We start from the raw sequence: 15496 nt of genomic DNA, 5'->3' as shown, positions 1-15496 counted from the left end.
TGTTGTGTTTTGAATTACTTAGCTCCCGGCCATAAACCTTCGTATTTGGAATTTCCGTAGTCGATGGTTTCTGCGCTGATGACAAAGCTGATGAGCATACTGTTTTCATCCACTGCATCGAAATCCACCTCATGCTGGATTACATATCCGTTTTCCCATCCCAGAGTAATTAAAGTTCCTTCTTCATGAGATTTGTTGAAGGTGATTTCGCCGGTTGTCGGTTTATATTTTCCGTTAAGTAAGCTTTCTAGGATGTCGGATTTTTCTGTAGCTTCCACAGTAACTTTAATCAGTGCATTGGAAGGATCTGATGCTACTCTTCCGGAAACGTCTGTAGATCTTGAAACGCTGTAGTTCAGCTTTAATAATTTTTGTCCTTCGCCGCCGTTGAATTTTAAGATTCCTCTTGAATTTGCTGCCATGATTCGTAAATTTTAATCGTTAATATTTTGTGATTTGGTTGATTTGGTATTCCAAAGATAGGGCACCTTTTCTGAACCCGAAAGGAATTAAACAGTAATCTCAGTTTTTGTAGTAGTTCTACGACTTTGTGTAGTAATTCTACGATTAAAGAAATATTTTTAAAATTAAAACATTAATAATCAAATATTTAAACTATTTTAAAACATGAAAATTTAGCTAAATTTACACACTAAAAAGGGAAATATTAAGATTTAATTAAGATATTTTTACTATTTCTTAACGGTTAAAAATTGAAAATAAAACAAGAATTCCGATGAAAAATCTTTCACCGGAATTCTATAAACTAAACTGAGAACTGATAATTATTTTATTGGTAGGAATCGTGGAATTCCCTGTCTGTCCTGAATATTCTTATGCTGTCTGCTTTAACTGGCTGATTGTTGATGGAAATATCAAAACTGCTGTTATCTTTTGCTACTTTAAAATCCAGATGAAAGTCTTTTCCCGCTTTTTGAAACTCGCTGTTGAGCCTTTCCCAGTTGAAGTAAGCTCTACCGATAAACTGTTCGCCTTTTGCTGTTTCCCATGTGAAATTCAGCTCTTTCGGAACCGCTCTTTCTCTTAAAGGAATTTTGTCGATCCACGAACGGAGAATAACTTCTTCTTCCGCATTGTAATAACTGATATTGGATTCAAATAGTTTATAAGCCGGATTTTCTGAAGTAATCTGCGGTTTCCAATTGTATTTTTTTCTATAGTCTTCCCATTCTTTAGATTCCGCATCCAAAAATCTGTTCTTTTTCATTTCCTCACGCGTTACGGAAAGTTTCGAGAAAAACTCCTGCTCCAACTGTTGATCATCTTTTACCATTTCAGCCTGAAATTTTCCCAACTCAATCTGAACGGCTCGGAATCTAAGCCATACTACGACCATTCCTTTTGGAGCAAAACCAAAAACAAGCGTTGTAAAACTGTTGTACGGATTTTCTGCGCTGCTGTATTTTTCATTCCTTCCCAAATTTTTATATTCTTCCAGAGGTTTATTGTAAAAAGAAGCTTCGCGCTGCGCATACGCACGCTGCATATAATCTTTAATTTTTTCTACCGGAAAATCCGCCTTCAGATGATAAAAAGTATCTTCATATCTGGAAAAATAAGTAACATCTATTCCGACGGGAGTTCCGTACTGCTCTGTCCAGCCTTTCCCTGAATTCCCCCACGTTCCCGACGAACTTCCATAAGGCAGACTCGCAGGAACACCTTCCAGAGTGATGATTTTATCTTCAACAGGCGTTACAATCATATTGTTATTCGGACTGCTTATTTCTACGTTAAATTCCGGCAACTGTTCTTCTTTCATTTTCTGGCAACTTATATTCTGAAAAAGGAGGATTAAAAAAAATACTATTTTTATCGTTTTATCCATTCTGTATGTTTCTTTTGCGGTATTGTGCAGCCAATGCACCTCTTCTTTTCGGGGCATTGTCGTTGGGTCGTGCATCCAGACCGATCTGGTTGGCTTTTACAGACCAGTGAAGATATTCGTTTCTTAATTTTTTAAGATCTTCTTCCTGAATGTGACCTAAATACGAAATCGCTTTGATATCCTGTTTGTATTTGGCAACTGAAGGTTTTTTTCCTGCTTTAAAATCTTCTACATAGTTATTTCTGAGCTGGTTACACGCGTTGGTGTAAGTAGAAAGCTGACTGTAAATTCCGGTTAAAAAGGAATCTGTTATTTTATGATTTTCGTTGATGAGATCTTCGAGATATATCACTTCATGCTGTTTGGAATAATGAAACATCTGGTTCAGCGGGATTTTGTCATATTTATTGGATAACTTTCTGGTTCCCACGAGACCGTAATACATAGAGGTTTTATTCCACCATCGGTCATAATTTACATCTTTCTGCCTGAAATATTTAATTTCCAACTGCTCATCATGATACCATCCTTCCTCTACCACAATTTTTTTAAACGCTTCACATTCTTTGTGGGTGTTTACATTGTTATATGGATCGTAAGAATCGCAGTATAAAACGGAAGTTTCATCTCCTTCTCCATAAGATCCGCCAATATCGGAATGCACTCCGGGAAGGGTAAATTCCAGTCCGTATAAACCTGTACTGTCGATATTCGTTAAATCAAAATTATCTCTGTATTCGTCATCCGAAGCAAGCTGAAGCACAAAATTTACTTTTCCGCCTCCGATGGAGTCTAAACCAAGTTGTTTTGTATCGTCATCAATCCCGAAACCTCCTCTGTGGTTTAAACCGTAAGAAGCAACAGTATCGTACAGTCCTGCAAAACGGAATTTTATTTCCTTCACATCCAGATCCTGCGCGAGAAGACAGGCTCCGAAATATCCGTGCCGCATGATGAACTGCGACTTGGAGCCATCTTTATCCTTTATTGTAACCGTTTCATTATTGATGAATTCGGGAGGAAAAACCTGTAACGTTTCCTTTCCCAAAGCATAAGAAATTATTCCCGGAGAATTTGCAACATGTATAAAATGTCTCGCCGCAGCAGCTCCCCTGCTGAAGCCGAATACATTTACGGTAAGAACGCGGATGGGTTTCGTGTTATTTTTAAGTTTATTCACGATGGCTTCGGCTCCTCTTTTGCACCCTTTTGCCACTTTTGCCACCACTCCGGTATCTCCGGTTCCCTGTGCAACCCCTTTTAAAATGCTGTCGCTTTTTCTGTCCTCCGTTCCGATTCCTTCAATATACCATGAAACCTGATTCTGTGCATTCGGATCAATTGTATCATAACCACGGGCGACGTTCGTGAACTCGTTGTTGTAACTGTCGTCTTTATCGCTGCTTGCTTCTTTGAAATCTCCGCCAAGCCGGGTATTGGTTTTGTTATTCTGGGTTCCGTCAAAAAAAAGATTCAGGCTTATATCGATGGTATTAACGGGTTTATCATCGGGATTAATGGTTTCTGCTTTGTTATAGCTTACTCCCGTTCCGTTTCCTTTCTGTTCTACGGTTGCCGCACTGTTATGACTGATGCCTTCTTTGGCAAAAGTTCTGGAATCTCCATCAAAACGGGTGACCGCTTTACCTTCTACAAAATATTCAATGCTCATTTTTAGTGATTTTTAGATTTCTCGCCACTATTGTTCTGAACTTCTTTTTCTGCATGATGTTCCACTTTACCCTGACTGTTGACCTCAACGCCTTTAAGGCTGGTTAATTTATGCTCTTTTTCACCGTAGACTTCCATATCGCCTTTTACGTAATGACTCATTTTTCCGACAACATTCGTCATGAAATCAGCTCCTGTAGAAAGATATTTCATAGAACCTACGCTTTCGGTATGATTTGCCATAATGGTGTCGGATTTATTCATTCCGACATTGGTGCTCATATTTTCGCCGACGTTGATGTTCATGTTCCGGCAATTGAACGTCATGGTTTCGGGAGCTGTAATGGTGATGTTGCTTCCGGTGGTGTCTAAATGAATTTTATTTCCTGATTTGTCAGTAATCACGATGCTTTCATCCTCTGTAAAAATAATTCTGTGACCGCTTCTCGTCTGGATAGATTTCACTCTGTTGTCCACACCACCGCCGAGACCGATTCCGCCATGAAACATTCCGCCCATCACAAAGGGTCGGTCGGGATGACTGTGAACGAAATTCACCATCACCTGATCTCCCACTTCGGGAATTGCGACATATCCTCTGTTTTGGTTCACCTGATCGGTTCCTCCCGCGTCGGGACTCATCATTCTGATAAAATGTGTCGTATCGTTGGTTTGCCAGTCGAATCTTACCTGAACTCTTCCCTGTCCTTCCGGATCTGTATTGGAAATTACGGTGGCGATCTGCGGTTCTGCTTTTGGAATTTTAAATTCGGGTTTAGGTAAAAATCCGGTGTCTGAAGCAATTCCTTCAAAACTTCCTTTATAATGCCCAATCGTATCAATTTCATGAGTAACTTCCGTCACCATGATTCTCGTAAAATAATCGGATTCGTTGCTGTCTAATTTTCTCATCTGAACATCCACCACACACCCCGGATGCAAAAAAGGAACGGTTGTATTTCCTGAAAATGAAAATACGCTCACCGCTTCACTTCCCGCCGCACTTTTCTGAGAATATTCCACATCAAGATGAGTGGAAGCTTTAATGGGCGCAACCTGTAATGCAGGGGTTTTATATATTTTTTCGTTGTGGGAATAAGCTGTTTTTGCCAAATCTCCCACATGCTGAACCGGCGTTTCACCCGAAGTCAGTTTTTCATGTTTACTGCTGTTGTAACCGTAAAACTGGGGTTTTGTGTGTACTGCTTTTAATTCAACCTTAATATCATTGGCGCTGCTCCCGTAGGTTAATTTGATCGGTTTGTTCTGAGGCGGAAGTTTTCCGAAATGCAATACTTCGCCGTCATAATAAAACTGTTCGCCATACGCTTCAGCCATTCTTGCCAGATAATTATAATGCGTTTCATCGTACTGACTGCTGTAAATAATCTGCGAATAATCGTTGGTATCCACTCTAACATCAAAACGGCTGGAATCGATCCCCTGTTTGATGACTTCGTTGGCAATGATTCCCATATTAACCGGTGAACTTCCTCCAAAACTCTGAATATGCGGCGCTCCATCGAGTAAAATGGTCGGGCTGTAACCTGTTAACACAATATTTCCAAGGCTCATTTTTTCCTGACTGAAACCTACTCCTGTAATGACTCCGACAAAGGTTCTTTCGGGGCTGCTTTCAATATCTTTGTAAGAAATAACGGCTGTTAAACGTTTTCCGAGAAATTTATTGGCTTCTTCGAGGGTATGAGTCTGTCGGTCACCTAAAGCATCATGAGCCAATGTCACGCTGAATTGGTGGTGGCGTTTTGTACTTTGGGTAAGTTGAAAATGCTTGTAGTATTTAATCACTTTTCCTTCGATCACGAGAGAAAGTTTTACCAGACGGTTGATTCCTGTGTGATGATTCTGAGAAATTCCGTCTGCATTCTGCGATGGGCGGAAGGAAGGATTCTGTAGTATATTTTGTGATTCTGTTTTCATATTTCCTGTGATTTGGTAGGTTAAACATGATCGCTTAGTGTTCGGTATTTGGTGTATTTCCTTCTTTTATGGATCTTGAAAGAATTTTAGTTTTTCTCAATAAAAAATCAGGCATAAGATCGGTCGGAAGATACAATGTACTTTCCCCCTTTTTCTGAAGTTCATCGCTGATTCCGGGATTCCAGGAGAGGAGTTTGTCTACTTCCACATCCAGTTCATCGGCAATGATGTTGAGATTGAATCCTGCATTGATCTCGGTTTCTGACAATTGCACATTGTTTTTTCCGCTTCCTCCTTTTACGAGGAAAACGGTGTTCATTCTTGAGGAATTATAGTTTGCCAAAACATTTTGGAGTTCTCCGGTTGCGTAGCACGCGTTCAGGTATTTTTTAACATGATTGATGGTTTCTTCCGGCAAAAACTTATAAAAAACATGGTACTGAGTAGAGTTTGCAGCGGTCATGGCTTTGGCAATATTTCCTTCTCCGCAGTTGTAAGCAGCCACTACAGTGATCCAGTTGTTGTATTTTTTGTAGAGATTGGCTAAGGAAACTGTTGCTGTTTTTGTGCTTTTGTAAAGATCCGTTCTGTTCTGTTCGGTTAATCCGTATTGATTCGCGTGAGCGGTCATAAACTGCCAAACTCCCACTGCTCCGGCTCCCGAAGCTATATTTCTGTTGAAATGGGATTCTATTAAGGCTAAATTTCTCAAATGCCTCGGCAAACCTTTCTGAACCAGAGAATATTCGATAAAATCCACAATTTCTCTGTTGGCATTAATAATACTTTTATATCTCTTCACACTGCTTTCCGAAGTATCGGAAGCAGCAAGAAACTGTGCGTTCGTAAAATTAAAACACAGCAATACCATTGCGGTAAGAAAGATATTTTTGAGATTTGGGTTCATTGTTTTATGCTTTTGTGAAAAGTTTTTTAAACTGATTCACGATTTCATTCTTTCTTATTCTACGTTCCAGCTCAGTTTTTCTTCTTCTGAATTCCAGTCGACATGAATGGTCTGTCCGGCTTTTACTTCTTCTCTTACGATCATTTTCGAGATCGGTCTTGCCAATTGAGAACGTATCACTCCTGAGATTTGTCTTGCTCCGTATTTGCTGCTGAATCCGCCCAATGCTAAATTTTTCACGGCTTCACCGGAGATTTTCAGACTCATTCCCAGTCTGGCTAAAGAATTGTGAAGTGATTTCAACTGAATATTAAAAATTCTTTCGGCAATGGATTCTGTAATTGGCGCAAAAGGAATAATTTCTGTAATTCTTGCTAAAAATTCCGGTCTGAAACGTCCGGAATTCGACATGATCTGCATTAGGGATTTTGATTCAGGGATTTTTCCTTCTTCAAACTGTTTTACGATTTCTTCGCTTCCGATATTTGAGGTAAATAAGATCAGGGCATTGCTGAAATCGCCTTCTTTTCCAAGTTTATCATGAACTTTTCCTTCGTCCATGATCTGTAAAAACACATCAAAAACCGAATGATGGGCTTTTTCAATTTCATCAAATAACACCACAGTGTAAGGCTGCTGTCTTATTTTGTTTACAAGCATCCCTCCTTCTTCGTAACCTACGTATCCGGGAGGCGCACCGTACAAAAGTGCGGCTGAATGTTCTTCTTTGAATTCAGACATATCGAAACGAACCATTGCTTTTTCGTCGTTGAAAAGGAGTTCTGCCATCGATTTTGCCAATTCGGTCTTTCCTGTTCCGGTAGGTCCCAAAAGGAAGAATGATCCAATCGGCTGTCCCGGTTTATTGAGTCCGCTCCTGTTTTCAACAATTGCGTCGGAAAGTATTTTTAAAGCATGATCCTGCCCTACAACACGGTTCATTAAAAGAGATTCCATATTCAGCAGTTTCTCTTTTTCCTGCGCCTGAATTTTCCCGATCGGAATGTTTGTTTTTGCCGCCATTACCGCCGCGAGTTCCAGACGGTCTACTTTTTCTCTTTTCTTTGAGGCGTGCTGCAAAAGTTCGGCGTAGCTGTCTTCAATAATTTTCTGAATCTGTTCCACCGGCATGGAATTGTCGATTTGCGGCTGCTCACTTAAAGAACCCCACAAAATCGGACTTATTTTGTCTCTCAGCAGATTGTAATTCCAGATCAGTTCGTCTGCTTTGTCTTTTTCATCGAAATAATCTTCGCTCTGAAGCTTTTCGTAGGTTAATTTCCAGCTTTCCAATTCTTTTTCTGAAAGTTCGTCGAGCATTTTAATCGCCGCCATGGTTCTGTCTAAGAGATCGATGGCTGCATCGGGAAGTTTTTTCCCTTTAGCATATCTTTTTGCAAGACGGACACATTCGGGAAGGGCAGTTTTCTCTACTTCAATTCCGTGGTGTTTTTTGTAACCTTCGAGTAAAACGTCAATCATTTTAACGCAGGTTTTTTCGTCCGGCTCATTTACCGTTAACACTTCGAATCGTCGGTTGAAAGCCTGTTCCGGCTCAATAATTTTCCTGTATTCTTCCTGAGTAGTGGCTCCGATGACGGTAATTTCTCCTCTCGCCAGTTCAGGTTTAAGCAGATTGGCAACGTTTCCGATGCTTCCTTTGGGATCTAAAAGGGTATGAATTTCATCAATAAAAAGAATCGCTTTTTCTATCTTTTTACATTCGTTGATGACTTTTTTCAGACGGTCTTCAATTTCGCCTTTGTAAGAGGTTCCTGCTAATAAAGCTCCGGTGTCTAATTCCAGCAAAGTTCCGTTTTTAAGCATCTCAGGAACATTTCCTTTGGTGATTTCAATGGCAAAACCTTCTACCAAAGCGGTTTTCCCGACTCCGGGTTCTCCGATAATGATGACGTTGGGTTTGCTTCTCCGGCAGAGAATTTCGACCAGCATTCTGAGTTCTTTGTCTCTTCCGATGATATTTTCAAGCTCTCCTTTTCTCGCTTGAGCTGTTCTGTCTGTGCAATAGCTTTTTATGGAAGGAAAAGACTGATCTGAATAATCTGAACCTTTTGAAAATATTGAAGAAAATTCTCCGTTTTCCGAACTTTCGTAAGGTGTATCTTTTCTGTATAAATTAAAAATTTCGTGTTCTCTGAGAGGAAGGGATTTGAGCTGCTGTAAGGTAAAAGCGACCTGAGGTTTTACAATTGCCGTTAGAATGCAGATCGGGGTAATTTCGTCCAGACCTAATTTCAGACGGATATCATCTGCTTCTTCCACAATACGATCTACGGTTTCATCTTCTCCGGCTTCGTTGGGAAGATGGGTGGTTTTAGGATAATCTTCAATACGAACATCTGCCCATTCGTAGAAATATCCGGGATCTTTGTCGATGCTTTTAAGGAATTCGTTCAACCCGATGTCTTTGTGCATGAGTGCCTGCAAAATGTGCGGAGCTCCGTAGGTTGCATTGTAATTTTCCTTCGCGATGGATTGTGCTATATGAAACAGCTGCTTTACAGTCTCATTGGTAACTAATACTCCCATTGTACTATTCAGATTAATATTTGGTGTGTGGTGATTGGTGTTCTTCGGGTTTGGATTTTCCTTATTTTTTTATGGGATGAATCTATAACCTTCTGAATTTTTATTATTTACTAAGTTAACTGTTTTTTCTCAAAAACGGAAAAATATGTCTTAATAATGTGATTTAGAATAATTATTTTAACAAAATTTAATTAAAAATGGTAAAAAAAGACCGCCTTGCGTGACAGTCTTTTGTATGAATACGAATGAAATGAATTGTTTAGCTTGATGGCCAAAGACCTTCGTATTTGGAGTTTCCGTAGTCGATGGTTTCTGCGCTTACCACGAAACTGATGAGCATGCTGTTTTCGTCTACGGCATCGAATTCCACTTCATGCTGGATCACGTATCCGTTGTTCCATGAAAGTGTGATTAATGTACCTTCTTCGTGGGATTTGTTGAAGGTGATTTCGCCGGTTGTCGGTTTGTATTTTCCGTTCAGTAAGCTTTCCAGAATGTCTGATTTTTCGGTAGCTTCTACGGTTACTTTGATGAGCGCATTGGAAGGATCTGAAGCTACTCTTCCGGAAACATCCGTAGATCTTGAAACGCTGTAGTTCAGCTTCAGTAATTTTTGCCCTTCTCCGCCATTGAATTTTAAGATTCCTCTTGAATTTGCTGCCATGACAGGTAAATTTTAATCGTTATTACTATTTTGTGATTCGGTGATTGTGTAACAAATATAATGCGGCAATTTCTCTTCTGAAAGTTTTTAAATATCAATTTGAAATTTTGTCGTATTTCTACGATTTGATGTCGTAATTCTACGATCGTAGATTTAATACTGCCGTAATATTCTCTTTATTATAAATGACTTACAGCAATTCTTTAAGAGAAAAAACACTATTGTTTTTTACACCAAACTGAGAAATAGTATATTCAATCCCGATTTCTTTTACCCATCCGGAATCTTTATGCAGCGTATATTTTCCGGTGAAATCAAGCTCATTTCCCTGCGGATTTATGTTTTGGCGGAGAACGATTTCATGATCTTCAGAATGTTCCACTTTCTGCTGAATCTGAATTTCTGTATTTTCTTCGCCGATTGACTGTGTAAGATAAGATTTTCCATTCGTAAAAGTATTTCTTATGGCGGCAAAATAATTTTTGATGAAAATATCGTCCTTCATTCTGCTGTGGAAAAGTGAAGGATCGAGAACAATCCGTTCGAATTCATCAAGATATATTTTGGCGTATTTATCAGGAAAAAGATCTTCTAAACGTTCTTTTATTTTAGTAAAATTATCCAATGTTTCTTTTGGTAAAGCTATCAGTAAAATTCTGCCTTTATCATCAGTTCTCACCTCAACAGGATTCAGCGAACGGATGGATTCTGAAGCGAGATCTGCCATCATACTTCCCGATTTTTCCGAAAAATTATTTTTGAAGAGGTGAAAAATGTGAACATTGTCTTCTTTCCGAATCCACTTTACTGAAACGGTGTAAGAAAGTGCATTCTTTTTTTCTTCAAGCACATTTTCTTCGGTTTCCCGGCTTTCAACAGTATAAATTTTAGCCAGATTTTCAGGATGGAAAGGGATTTCAGGATTTAATTTAGGATCTTTAAAATCGGCATCGTTGCGGCTGTTGTATTCCTTTATTTTTTGAATATCGGGAATGAGAAGTTTTTTCCGCGGAACAAGGTCATCATATATAAAATCTTCTCTTGCACAATGGGTATTGTGAAATTCTTTAAGGTATTTTGGATTTTCGAGATTAATTTCTTCAGCTATACTTTCCAGCGTTTCACCGGAAAGGATAAAATGAACGGTCATATATTTTGTTTTTTGGCTAAAACTAAGTTAGAGGAAAAATTTTAGTCAGCAAAATAGTTTTGTCATGATCTTCATGTAACGCAAGGTTCATAAGTTTTTACGCGAATCACTTTTTAAGTTCACAATAGCTTTTCTACGGAGTCAGTAATGCAACCTTTTTTAAAACCATTTTAAATTTAACCACAAAAAAACAGCGCCCGAAAATGGATGCTGTTTCTATTTCAATCATTAATTTTTGATTATTTCTGTCTGGTGAATTCCAGATATTTGTCGCCGCATTGGGTGAAGTGTTCGAATTCGTTCATGGCATTTCCGTAATTCTGGATCACAATTTTGTCACCTTCATACACACCGCCAATTTCTCCCATCATAATATTGGTGATCGCTCCTGTTTTTTCGTCGGTTTCTGCAGAGACATTTCCGGCAGCAATTACTTTTGTTTTATCTAAAATTTTAAACGTTGGATTTCCGTCGGTATTTTTAAATTCTATTGAAAATCTTGCACCTTCACAGGTTGTTGCGATAAATTTTCCTTCAACAGAAGTTTTGGAGACGGTCTTTTTTGTATCTTTTTCTTCCGGACTTTCTGTTTGTTCATCAGATTGTGCTGAATCTTTTTTCTCAACAGGAACTGCCGTTTTTTCAACAGGCTGAGAAACGGACATTGAGTCTGCTGTTGCCGTTTTGTTCTTTGTTTCATTTTTCGAGCAGGAAATGGTGAAAACTCCTGCCAGTAAACAAATTCCAATGATTTTTTTTGTAATCATAAGGTATACTTTTGACGTATTTATTAGATCAAAAATACCATAAATTTTAATCCGATAATATTTTTTGTTTTAAAATTAACTGAAAAAGGATTCAGACAATGATTTAAGATGAAAAGTTCTGTGGTATTTTAATACTACGTTCCAAAGGAAATTCATTCAGCAAATGACAGCACTATATGTTCAAAATATATTTAACGGCAAAAGTGAGATGAGTTTAAAAGATTTGCCAAAAAAAAGAGATTGTGAAAACACAACCTCTGCTATTTTTAAATTTTCTTCAGAATATATTTGTCATTCGGGGGATTAAGCATATAAATGGTATTTCCCATGAGATAATATTTTCCGCCAATTTTAGCAACAATATATTCTAATGTATCATCTGTTTTGGATTTGATCACGATTTTATCATCAGATACAGAATTTATAAAAGTTCCTGAAACTAAATTGCTTTCATCATTAATCTTTTCGGTAATGGCAACATTATTTTTATCTGTAATTTTAACCTCATATTTTACCTGATAATCTCCATCCGTTCTTGAAATTTCAAAGTCAGCCTGATAATTTCCTTTCCATTGTGAAAATTCATCAACAACAGTCTGTGCAGATTGACTTTCTTTTTTGGTGTCTGAATTTTGTGTTCCAAATGTAAAATGTTCTTCCAGACCTACATTTTCTTCAGACAGCAATTGTACAGGAAGCGGACATTTTTCAATTTTTGAAGAAACGGGAATGGGTTTAAGCTTTATATTTTTATCCAATTCAAAATTCTTTTCGATTTTAAAGTAAGATTGTTTTGCATCGAAAGTTCCTACTGCAATTCCTTTTCGGTTGCTATCAAAAATAACATTTAAAGAATACATTTCATCATCAGCAATTCTCAAAGTATCTTTTAAAATATCTTTGTTATCAAAGAAAAGCAGATAATTAGATTTCTTTCCTTTTTGGTCTTTTACGACAATATTTTTGACGTAATAATCGTCAAAAGAAGTACCTGTATAATCTGGCTCGAAATAAGTATTTCCTTTTGCTGTAAAAAGATTATCTAAATTTTTTGAACTGTAGCTATCGTCTTTTATATTTTCTTTATCAACAGTAAATTTTGTATTGATGTGATCCTGTGACTGATATTTTTTGCATCCGATAAAAATAAACAGCAAAAGCTGTATTAGTAATAATCTTTTAGAATAGTTCTTCATATATAGTCTTATTTTTTGTAGGTATGGCTTGTTTTGGCTGCTTCATCCTGATCTTTTGTATCGTAAGAATTCAGTTTTACAAATCTTGCAGGGTTCGTTCTTACCGATTCGCCTTTTCCATATGCATCCAAAACTGTTGCCACTTCAAGATGTAAATGAGGTGCTCTTCCTCCGCTTGCGATAGATCCCGAAACTCCGGCATATCCCAAAACGGTTCCTGCGTCCACTTCTTTTTTGGCGTTTGCATCAGCTTCCGTTACCGAAACACTGTCTAAATGCATATAAATAAAGTAGACATCATCTGTCTCTTTTATATTGATTCCTTTTAGCTCATCGGTAAACTGTGTTTTGTAAGCTACTTTTTTCTCCTGCTCCAAAAGGTCTTTCACATTTTGAATTTTTACTCTTACAATCCATCCTGCAGTTGCAGAATATCTTACCTGATGGATGTTACCTTTTAAAGTTGCATAAACTTTATCTTTTCCGGGGATGGCAAAGAAATCAAATCCTGAATGGTATTTTTTGCTTCCGTTGCTGTTTCTTCTGCACCATCCGTATGTTCCGCTGGAAGGTTTTACATTTCCGCCATAATTATATTTTGTAAGTCTTGGATTATCAACAGGATCATGCCATTTTCCACTCTGCGGTTCTACTTTTGCAGGTGCAGCAGATTTCTGGCATGAAAAGCTCGTTTCTGCATTTGCTTCCCCTTTATTGTACCATTTTTCTATTTCTTCCGCTATTTCCCAAACGTACGTTCTTCCTGTTTCGTTTTTTCCTTCTTTAAAAAATGCAGGATTTTGCTGATAAGCTTTTTGCCTTACCCATTTTGTGTTTTTAATAACTTTATTATTTTTATCATAATCCAGCTGTAAGTTCTTATCAAAAACAACATGATTTCTTTCATTCCCTCTTCCGCAGTCTACAGGCATTAAAATAGCAAGGTAAAAATCTGCCAGTGTATTGAGTTTTCCTTTATAGGGTTCCAGATAATATTCTACGTATGTAAGCTGTTCCAGCTTGGTCATGTTTTTCAGATTTCCGCTTTTTCCGGCAGTTACATTGGTTCCTTTCCTCCTGTTGATATCCGCTGCCGCCGTAGTTCCTATCTGTATTAAACCTGTGTATCCTAAACTATTGACGATTGCGGGATTGAAAGTACCTCCTGTTTCCAGAGCCATAGCTGAAGTAAGATAATCGGGTTTACAGCCAAGTCTATGCGAAATTTCAATAATTTTTTTGCGTTCCTGACAGGTAAAATGTTTCCCCCAAAACAATTTGGTTTCTTTACACAGGCATGAATCCTTAGTTTCTCCGTTTACCACACTCGTTGTTTTACCTTCCGGTTTGGGAGCCTTGGGTTTTTTATCAGGTTTTACCGTTCCTTTGGATTCTGCCCAGTCCCAAAGTTCATTCCACGTATTTCTTACGGTTTCTGTGAAGGAATCAAATACTCCGCTGGTTTCTTTTTTAGAATCTGGTTTTGAAGCGGCGGGTGAACCGGTGGCTTTTGGCGTGGATTTCGGAGCCTGAGACGGCTGAACAGGCGGTTTGTATTCAGGATTTTTTATCACCCTGTTTTCACTTGCGTGTTTTTTGTCTTTGTAATATTCTACCGTTACATAGAATTCCAGTTCTTTAGGATCTCTTTCTCCTTGTGAAGCTTTCTGCATCAAAGCTTTAGTAAGTATGAATTCTGCGGTTGCCGTTCCGGTTCTGCTTACAACCGCTTCTTTGCTGTCTACAAATTTATTTTTAGAGTTATGTCCCTCTCCTGCTGCATCATCTTCCCAAAGTGTAAACAGCAGTTTTTTACCTGCAAGATTTACGCACTGCGCGTTGGCAACAAGTTTTTCCTGATAACTGAAAACGGTTCCCGGAGAATCGTCTGCATAGCGCAGTTCCACTTTATTGATCTTTGGAATTTCTCCCGGTTGCGGAGTAATATCAATGGTGGTACTTCCTTTTCCTTCCGGCTGATGAAGATACGCTTCGAGACGATAGGTATTTTTGGCTGCAACTTCTCCGAATGTAAAACTTCCGTCCCCCACTTTTTTGATGTTTGTTGTGGTAAAACTTCCGTCGGGACGTTTTTTAAAAAGCTCCCAGGTAACCACAGCAGGATTTCTTTCTTCTGCGGGCGTGGCGGGATACCAGTCTGTAACCATGTAAGTTGTTTTTTCGCCAACCACCGGACTTGGGTTTCCTGAGATTTTTGAAACTCCTTGTTTAGACATAGAACGTTTTTTTTGGATTAATTAATACGCATCAATTTCATTTTCAAGAACGGTTTCTTTAAAATCCTGCATCTTCACTAAAGGATTGATGTGCTGAACCGTTTTGTTATCCGCATTTTTCACATTCTGTTTACTCATTTCTCCACGCTGTCCGTGATCTCTGATGGTAATTTTACCTCCGATTACACATTGCAGTTCAGAAAATTCGGTGACGATCTTTTTACCCATAATGGTTACTTTGTCGTATGTTTTCTGCCATTTTCCGGCAGGTGCATAAGAGCATGGCAAATAACCTCCTGAAGTAGGTTTCAGTTTACATTTTCCGAAACTGGGACCGGATGGGTTGAACTGAAGATCGTCTTCGGTAACGCCAAGAAAATCTGCATTCCCCTCGGAATCGTTCCAAAAATGTTTCTGATGGGAGGTAACTTTGTACTGCGGGAACTGATCACCCTGGTTACACTGGGCTTTGCCTTTCCGGACAACAAAGTATTTGCCGTCATGAGGTGATGATTGCTGTGACATATTTACGTGATTTGGGTAATTCAAAGATAAAAAATTTAC

Annotated in this window: 12 protein-coding genes; all 12 read right to left on the bottom strand. The window is 38.4% G+C overall.

Going from position 1 to position 15496, the window contains the following annotated elements; all coding sequences use genetic code 11:
• Positions 1-14: 14 nt before the first annotated feature.
• Positions 15-422, bottom strand: coding sequence for a type VI secretion system tube protein TssD (gene tssD, locus BW951_RS09200; RefSeq protein WP_084196398.1), 408 nt, complete (start codon positions 420-422; stop codon positions 15-17).
• A 368-nt stretch (positions 423-790) separates the two neighbouring features.
• Positions 791-1783 carry a DUF2931 family protein gene (locus BW951_RS09195; RefSeq protein ID WP_228427528.1) on the bottom strand — a complete coding sequence of 331 codons (993 nt, stop codon included), beginning with the start codon at positions 1781-1783 and terminating at the stop codon, positions 791-793.
• 58 nt (positions 1784-1841) lie between these two features.
• A complete protein-coding gene (locus BW951_RS09190) occupies positions 1842-3521 on the bottom strand; it encodes a T6SS phospholipase effector Tle1-like catalytic domain-containing protein (RefSeq protein WP_076392049.1) in 1680 nt (559 codons plus the stop codon).
• A gap of 2 nt (positions 3522-3523) precedes the next feature.
• The gene (locus tag BW951_RS09185; protein ID WP_076392047.1) at positions 3524-5461 is read right to left on the bottom strand and encodes a type VI secretion system Vgr family protein; all 1938 of its coding nucleotides are present in this window, start codon (positions 5459-5461) and stop codon (positions 3524-3526) included.
• A 34-nt stretch (positions 5462-5495) separates the two neighbouring features.
• Positions 5496-6368 carry a lytic transglycosylase domain-containing protein gene (locus tag BW951_RS09180; protein ID WP_076392045.1) on the bottom strand — a complete coding sequence of 291 codons (873 nt, stop codon included), beginning with the start codon at positions 6366-6368 and terminating at the stop codon, positions 5496-5498.
• Positions 6369-6422: 54 nt separating this feature from the next.
• Positions 6423-8918: an ATP-dependent Clp protease ATP-binding subunit gene (locus tag BW951_RS09175; RefSeq protein WP_076392043.1), complete on the bottom strand. Its 2496-nt coding sequence runs from the start codon at positions 8916-8918 to the stop codon at positions 6423-6425.
• 259 nt (positions 8919-9177) lie between these two features.
• Positions 9178-9582, bottom strand: coding sequence for a type VI secretion system tube protein TssD (gene tssD / locus BW951_RS09170; protein ID WP_076392041.1), 405 nt, complete (start codon positions 9580-9582; stop codon positions 9178-9180).
• A 190-nt stretch (positions 9583-9772) separates the two neighbouring features.
• Positions 9773-10732: a hypothetical protein gene (locus BW951_RS09165; protein ID WP_076392039.1), complete on the bottom strand. Its 960-nt coding sequence runs from the start codon at positions 10730-10732 to the stop codon at positions 9773-9775.
• 239 nt (positions 10733-10971) lie between these two features.
• Entirely contained in the window at positions 10972-11499 is a 528-nt protein-coding gene (locus tag BW951_RS09160; RefSeq protein ID WP_076392037.1) for a hypothetical protein, read from the bottom strand.
• A gap of 266 nt (positions 11500-11765) precedes the next feature.
• Entirely contained in the window at positions 11766-12695 is a 930-nt protein-coding gene (locus tag BW951_RS09155) for a hypothetical protein (protein WP_076392035.1), read from the bottom strand.
• An 8-nt stretch (positions 12696-12703) separates the two neighbouring features.
• A complete protein-coding gene (locus BW951_RS09150; RefSeq protein ID WP_076392033.1) occupies positions 12704-14932 on the bottom strand; it encodes a M23 family metallopeptidase in 2229 nt (742 codons plus the stop codon).
• 21 nt (positions 14933-14953) lie between these two features.
• On the bottom strand, positions 14954-15457 hold the full coding sequence (locus BW951_RS09145; RefSeq protein WP_076392031.1) for a DUF4280 domain-containing protein: 504 nt from the start codon (positions 15455-15457) through the stop codon (positions 14954-14956).
• Positions 15458-15496: the final 39 nt, after the last annotated feature.

Source organism: Chryseobacterium gambrini (assembly GCF_900156825.1).
Classification (GTDB): domain Bacteria; phylum Bacteroidota; class Bacteroidia; order Flavobacteriales; family Weeksellaceae; genus Chryseobacterium; species Chryseobacterium gambrini.
The sequence above is the reverse complement of the archived record's forward strand: the minus strand, read 5'-3'. Positions and strand labels throughout refer to the sequence as shown.

Coding starts and splice junctions, on each gene's coding strand:
- BW951_RS09180 (WP_076392045.1), bottom strand. CDS start 6,368: ATGAACCCAAATCTCAAAAATATCTTTCTTACCGCAATGGTATTGCTG.
- tssD (WP_076392041.1), bottom strand. CDS start 9,582: ATGGCAGCAAATTCAAGAGGAATCTTAAAATTCAATGGCGGAGAAGGG.
- BW951_RS09185 (WP_076392047.1), bottom strand. CDS start 5,461: ATGAAAACAGAATCACAAAATATACTACAGAATCCTTCCTTCCGCCCA.
- BW951_RS09160 (WP_076392037.1), bottom strand. CDS start 11,499: ATGATTACAAAAAAAATCATTGGAATTTGTTTACTGGCAGGAGTTTTC.
- BW951_RS09165 (WP_076392039.1), bottom strand. CDS start 10,732: ATGACCGTTCATTTTATCCTTTCCGGTGAAACGCTGGAAAGTATAGCT.
- BW951_RS09145 (WP_076392031.1), bottom strand. CDS start 15,457: ATGTCACAGCAATCATCACCTCATGACGGCAAATACTTTGTTGTCCGG.
- tssD (WP_084196398.1), bottom strand. CDS start 422: ATGGCAGCAAATTCAAGAGGAATCTTAAAATTCAACGGCGGCGAAGGA.
- BW951_RS09150 (WP_076392033.1), bottom strand. CDS start 14,932: ATGTCTAAACAAGGAGTTTCAAAAATCTCAGGAAACCCAAGTCCGGTG.
- BW951_RS09155 (WP_076392035.1), bottom strand. CDS start 12,695: ATGAAGAACTATTCTAAAAGATTATTACTAATACAGCTTTTGCTGTTT.
- BW951_RS09175 (WP_076392043.1), bottom strand. CDS start 8,918: ATGGGAGTATTAGTTACCAATGAGACTGTAAAGCAGCTGTTTCATATA.
- BW951_RS09195 (WP_228427528.1), bottom strand. CDS start 1,783: ATGAAAGAAGAACAGTTGCCGGAATTTAACGTAGAAATAAGCAGTCCG.
- BW951_RS09190 (WP_076392049.1), bottom strand. CDS start 3,521: ATGAGCATTGAATATTTTGTAGAAGGTAAAGCGGTCACCCGTTTTGAT.